The 5,928-nt window shown below is 68.2% G+C and carries 7 protein-coding genes; 3 read left to right on the top strand and 4 right to left on the bottom strand.

Annotated features, from left to right (window positions below):
- The 4 genes from ACGF5C_RS34120 to ACGF5C_RS34105 all read right to left on the bottom strand — a co-directional run.
- Positions 1-570 (bottom strand): M23 family metallopeptidase (locus tag ACGF5C_RS34120; RefSeq protein ID WP_393308438.1); only part of this gene is annotated, 570 nt, incomplete at its 3' end.
- A 336-nt stretch (positions 571-906) separates the two neighbouring features.
- Positions 907-1,563, bottom strand: a complete 657-nt coding sequence (locus ACGF5C_RS34115) for a DNA-binding response regulator (RefSeq protein WP_393308436.1) — start codon at positions 1,561-1,563, stop codon at positions 907-909.
- Complete coding sequence (locus tag ACGF5C_RS34110; protein ID WP_393308434.1) at positions 1,542-2,645, bottom strand: hypothetical protein; 1,104 nt, start codon at positions 2,643-2,645, stop codon at positions 1,542-1,544. The genes ACGF5C_RS34115 and ACGF5C_RS34110 overlap by 22 nt, the downstream gene beginning before the upstream one ends.
- The gene (locus tag ACGF5C_RS34105; RefSeq protein WP_393308432.1) at positions 2,638-3,684 is read right to left on the bottom strand and encodes a sensor histidine kinase; all 1,047 of its coding nucleotides are present in this window, start codon (positions 3,682-3,684) and stop codon (positions 2,638-2,640) included. The genes ACGF5C_RS34110 and ACGF5C_RS34105 overlap by 8 nt, the downstream gene beginning before the upstream one ends.
- 343 nt (positions 3,685-4,027) lie before the next feature.
- Between ACGF5C_RS34105 and ACGF5C_RS34100 the strand changes: the two genes are divergently transcribed.
- The 3 genes from ACGF5C_RS34100 to ACGF5C_RS34090 all read left to right on the top strand — a co-directional run.
- Positions 4,028-4,699: a M23 family metallopeptidase gene (locus ACGF5C_RS34100; RefSeq protein WP_393308430.1), complete on the top strand. Its 672-nt coding sequence runs from the start codon at positions 4,028-4,030 to the stop codon at positions 4,697-4,699.
- A gap of 34 nt (positions 4,700-4,733) precedes the next feature.
- Entirely contained in the window at positions 4,734-4,997 is a 264-nt protein-coding gene (locus ACGF5C_RS34095) for a hypothetical protein (protein ID WP_393308428.1), read from the top strand.
- Positions 4,998-5,172: 175 nt separating this feature from the next.
- The coding region (locus ACGF5C_RS34090) for a glycoside hydrolase family 25 protein (protein WP_393308426.1) at positions 5,173-5,928 on the top strand (756 nt) is incomplete at its 3' end.

The following is a 5,928-nucleotide window of genomic DNA, read 5'->3' as shown; positions in this document are numbered from 1 at the left end:
GCCACCGCCACCCGGGTTCTGGCTGATGTAGGTCAGCGGGTTGATGCGTACCCCGCTCGGGTTGATCATGTGCCAGTGCAGGTGCGGGCCGGTGGAGCTGCCCGAGCCGGGGGCGCCGACGGCGCCGCCCGACCGTCCCACGATCGTCCCGGCGCCGACTGCGGTCCCGTTGGCCAGCAGGAACTCCGACAGGTGCATGTACTGGCTGCGGTAACCGTCCGCGTGGTAAATCGTGACGGTGTGCCCGCCCGTCCCGTTGTAGGGGATGTTCTGAATCGTGCCGGCGCCGCAGGCCGGCAACGCGGTGCCGACCCCCATCCCGAAGTCGATCCCGCCGAGCGACCCGTAGTCGAGGTGGTCCTGCCAGGTGCCGGTGATCGGGTAGCCGGTGAACGGGTTGTAGATCGCTGGTGCCGCGTGGGCGGTCCCGGGAAGACCGACGACCCCACCACCGACAGCAAAGGCACCGGCGGCCAAAGTCGTACTGCGCAGCAACGTACGGCGACTGAGCCCGGCCGGTGGCCGGTCTGCCGCACCGCCACAGCAGCTGGGCTGAATCTCCTCACCCATCATCGGCTCCTCATCCGTGTTTTGTAGTGCGTGGATGGCGACGAGACTAAGGGCATCGGACTGTACAAGTATCGGCTGATCGACCGATCAAGGTAGAGGCGCCAGGCGGCGACCGAGATCACCTCGGGGCAGGAGCCGGCCGTGGGGCCGGTGGGTGCGGTCACGGATGAGCAGTGATCGCGATGCTGGCCGATCGGGCTCGTGGTGACGGGCTGAAGGCCGACGTTGGCGCGTCGGCCAGGAAAGCACGCCCGGTGCTGACCGTAGTCGCCGAGGATGGGCGAGCGTGGGTTCGACCGACAGCCATCCGGGGCAGGAAGCCAACCACGAACACCGTCACAGATCGTCGACCTGGATCAACCCATCCTGGATGGCGCGCGCTACCAGCATCGCCTTGGTGGGGGCCGCCCGGCCACGCATCGCGTACTTGATCCGGATGTGCTCCAGATGGGAGTTGACCGTGCTCAGCGAAATCCCCAGACGTTGAGCCACGAACTCCTTGGACTGCGACTGGAACCACTGGATCAGCACCTCGGTCTCGCGCGCCGACAACACCGGTCGGTGGGCGGAGCGGTCGCCGGCGAGCGCGCCCGCCAGGGATGGCGCGGTGTACGCCTGACCGGCCGCTGCGGCCCTGGTGGCGTTGAGGAGATGCTCGGTGCCCTCAGCCTTCGTCAGGTAGCTCAGCGCGCCCAACTCCAGGCACTGAAGTGCGATCACGTCGTCAGCGCGCATCGAGTAGACGACGACCCGCCGCCCCGCCTGCACCAGTCTGCGCAGGTCGCCCATCGCCGGGATCGGTCCGCCCAGGTGCAGGTCGAGGATGACCACGTCGGCCTGGGCACCCTCGTCGAGCCACGCGACGCGGACGTCATTGCCCGAGGCGGCCACCCGTATCGGCGGTGTTCCGGAGGACAGCCAGTGGGTCACCCCGGCCAGCACGGCCGGGTGGTCATCGACGATTACGGCGCTCAGCTGCTTCCCGTCTGCCATCTGGCCTCCATTCGCACGTACTCGCCATAGGTGTCATAGTCGACTAGAACCTGCGCGGAGGCCACGGTGACCACGTCGGTGTCGGTGCCGGCATCCGCCATCACGGCGACCCGCACGTCCTCGTGGGTGCGCAGCACACTCACCCGCGCGCGGGACCGCGCCGCAGCCAGCGTCGCCACAACGGGGCTGGTGAGTTCCCGACGCACGTCGGGGGGCACCGCCACGGCCGCGCCGCTGACCGCCAGCGACACCTCGATGCCGCGTCGTTCGGCCTCATCGACGCACGCGGTGACTTCGTGCACCAGCGGATCAGGGACCTCGTCGTTCTCGGCGAACAACCTGCGGAGCTGGGTCGCCGCGAGGGAACACCGTCGTCGGGTGTCGTCGTCGCGGGGGTCCAGCACGCCATCGGCCAAGTCCGCTAGTAGCGGCAGTGTCACACCCAACTGCCCGGCGAAGACGGTGCGCTGTTCCCGTTCCCACTGCTCGACCGCCATCACCCTTGTGATCAGCTGCTCCTGCTCGGCGGCCACTGACATCGCCTGACGTGTTCTGTGGTGCAGCATCCGCGAGATCGGCACGACCGCCAGCTGGATGCTGGCAGTGCCGAACGCGACGATGCCCGCGGCACCGATCCCGGCGCGGTCCGGCACGACCGCTAACAGGAACTGGCCAACGCTCGCCGTCAGATGCACAGCCATGGCGGTGAGCAGCACGGGCACGCGGTCCAGGAGCAGCAGCAACAGATGCCACCCCACCAGGCCGAACGACCAGTCCGGTGTGCCGAAGTGCTCGCCCGGTGGCAGGACGCGGGTGGCAGCGGCCGAGGCTGCCAGCGTGATCGCCGTGCCGACCACCACGACGGCGGCCGGTATGGGCTTTCGGCGCACCACCCACACGCCACAGGCCGCGGTGACGAGCGCCAGTGCCGTGAAAGCGGCCACGGCGATCCACCTCGGCTGGTACTCATACTCGATCAGCGGCCGCACACACAGCCCGAATTGCACAACGCTGGTGACGCACAGCAGCGCAATCCGCATCGTGGGGTGCACGTGGTCGCGCGCGGCGCGGCTCTCAGGCACCGGGCCACATCAGCCGTACCGAGGTCCCCGTACCGGAGCGCGAGGTGACAACGGCGTTGCCGCCGGCCGCGGTCATGCGTTCGACGATCGAGCCGCGAATGCCGCGGCGGGAGTGCGGCACCTCGCCAGGGCAAAACCCCACGCCCGCGTCGTCGACCGTAACGACTACGCGGCCCTTCTCGACGTGGATGCTCAGCGTGGCGTCGCGTACTGCGGCGTGCCGCTCGACGTTGGCCAGCGCTTCGCGTACTGCACGCACCAGCGCGAGTGCCGCCGACGCGGGCACCACCGTCCCTTCCCGCCAGAGGACGTCGACGGTCAGTGGAGTTCGATCCACGACGGAGCGCAGCGCGGCATTTAGGTCCACCGGGCTGTCCTGCGAGGCCTGTCCACCCGTGGCGCCTGTGAGCACGGTCAGGTCGTGCCGTGCGTACTCGGCCACCTGCCTGGGGTCCGTGTCCCGGCCGTGCGTCGACACCAGGAGAAACGTTGCCGAGGCGGTGTCGTGCAGCAACGCGAGGAACTCCCGTTCCTGCGAGTGCCGCGCCACCGCCACCGCCTCGGCCCGCGCCAGCGCTGCCCGGCGTGCCCGCAACACGTCCACGCGCCTGCTGGACCGCTGCAACAACACGAACGCCAGACGCGCCATGACGCACTCGACCAGCAGCCGCAGGCCGACCTCACTTCCCTCGTCGGCGCCAACCATGGCGAAGCCGACCACGAGCAACCCGGCCGTGACGGGCAACGACACCTTCGGCGGCCAGTCCCACTGCAGAGTGATCGACGTCGTGGTCAGGGCGTTGAGTGCCCACTGATTGGGCTTTCCATCGGCCCACTCCTGCGTCACGCAGATCGCCGCAACACGCGCCACCGCGAACGCAAGCGCCAGTGGTGCCGCACGCTCGTAGAACCCGGCCTGGCAGTCCACCACGGCACCGACCACCATCAGCCCGAACAGGGCGAACCCTAGCGGCAGGGCATCGCCGGGAACCGTCAGAAGCCCGAAAGCGCTGATGAGTAAAAGCACGAACCCACGCATGGGCGCCGCGTACCGGCGTGTTGAGGCCAGGAACTCCGCCTCTACGCTGCCCGGCCCTGAACTCGACGGCATGGTGACTTGTCATGTCCCGCAGCGGAAGCAGGACGCCGGCATCACAGAACTGCGATCGGCTTCGATATCCACGCGAAGACCCTAACAACGGGGCCCGCCCTGTTCACACCAGCCGGTGCCGTCGGCGTGATGTAGCTCGACGATCTGTGCTGGTGTGTCTGGCGAGTGGCTCCCCTGCCCTGAATGGCCGTCGGTCGAACGCACGATGCCTGCCGTCCATGCCCCGTCTAGGTTCGGGGCGCACAGCACCCCTCACTGTGGGAGTCGGTTGATGGCAGGCGACGGGTTCAGCAGACGGACCTTCTTGTACGCGACGGTGGCGGCCGGTACCGCCACTGCGGTCAGTATCGGGGCGCGCGCGGCCGAGGCAACCGTCCCAGGTTTCTACAACCCCTTCAGTGGCTACCTGGTCACTGAGACCTGGCAGGGACATCTCGACCGGGGTTCGCTCGGCGGCATCGACTACGGCATGTCCGTCGGCACGCGGCTGCCGGCTGCGGGCGGCGGTGTCGTGACCAACAACCCGAACAACGGCACCGGCGGATACGCCGTCACCATTTTGCACGACAACGGCTACCGCACCCAGTACCTACACCTGTCGCAGTTCCTGCTGCCCAACGGCACGCGGGTCGGCACGGGCGAGATCGTCGGGTTGTCCGGCGGCGCAGCTGGTGCACCGGGATCCGGCTCGTCCACCGGCCCGCACCTGCACTGGCACATGATCGACCCGAGCGGCACCCGCATCAACCCGCTGGTCTACCTGGATGGCGCGGGAACGAGCCCGCCGGCGTATACGCAGGTTTTTGAGACTGCTGACAGCACTGGTTGGCGGCCGTTGCCGGTCGGGTATGACGGGCAGACCGTTCTCGCGGGCGGTCAGCGCGGTGCTTCGGGCGGGCGGGACCAAGATTATCTACACGGTGCGCGATGGTCGTTTATATGAGGCGGCCAGTAACACCGGGTGGCGGAATCTGCAGGTGCCCAACCACGACCAGGTGTCCGCGGTGTCGGCGGTCCCCTACAACGGCGCGGTCGTGGTGTACACGGTGCGTGGGGGCGCGGTGTACGAGGCGAGCAGCGTCAACTGGCAGCCCCTACTGGTCGGCTACAACGGGCAACCCGTCTACCGAACCGCGGTGTCAGCGATCACCAGAAGCGATGGCACCAGGATCATCTATACGGTGCGGGACGGCTACCCGCACGTTGCCCGGGCGGTGCGGGTGCCGTCGTTGCAAAGGTAGGTGAGTGTGGGCGGGGCCCGACGTCCGGCAGGGAGTAGCCACCCGGGTCGGCGTTGGTGGCGCTGACGCCGGATGAGTTCAGTCAGGCGGATCAGGGTGCGGGTGAGCGGCGAATAGCAGCCGGATGCAGCTTAGGCCTGATTTGGCAGGGACTTTTTTCAAGGGGAGATTCAACATGACCGCTTTCCTGGGGCGGCTTGCGGTGGCGGCCGCAGTTGCCTTCGTGTTGCCGGTGAGCGCTGCGGCGGCACCTGCCGCCGCAGCGGTGCCGGCCGGCACGGTGTCCGGCATTGACGTTTCTACCTGGCAAGCCGGCATCGACTTCGCCGATGTCCGCGCCGACGGCTACCAGTTCGTGATCGTGAAGGCTGGCGGCTCGCAACTGTCGGAGGGCCCGTACACCGGCTCGCAGTATGCGATCCAGGTGGGTGGCGCGCGGGCAGCGGGGCTCAGGGTCGGCCACTACTGGCTCGCTGGAGACTTCCAAGCCCCGGTTCAGGCTGCCGACTACTTTGCCGACCACCTGCACGACTATCGGCCTGGTGACGTGATCGCGCTGGACAACGAGGTGCTCGACGACTCGACGAGGCTGTGGAACGACACCGAGGTCGCGGCATTCTTCCAGCGCATGCGCGACCGGATCGGCAACCACGTGCCCTGGCTGTACATGGGTGCGGCAGACCTGCGCTCCGGGACGTGGCCCCGAACGATCGCGGCCGGCGTGAAGCTCTGGGTGGCGTCGTGGGGCGCCAACAACGGCAGCTACCCCGGAGAGCCGAACCTGGGCGGCGCCTACCCGACATGGAGTGCGCACCAGTACAGTTCGTCCGGATCGACCGGCGGTATCGCATCCGTGGACCTGAACGTGGCCAAGCCGAACGCGTTCGAGATCGTTGACGGCGCACCGGTCGACCCGCCGCCGGACGACCCG

Source organism: Micromonospora sp. NPDC047620 (assembly GCF_043205005.1).
Lineage (GTDB): Bacteria > Actinomycetota > Actinomycetes > Mycobacteriales > Micromonosporaceae > Micromonospora.
Note: the sequence above shows the minus strand (reverse complement) of the source record. Positions and strands in the feature narration are given on the sequence as shown.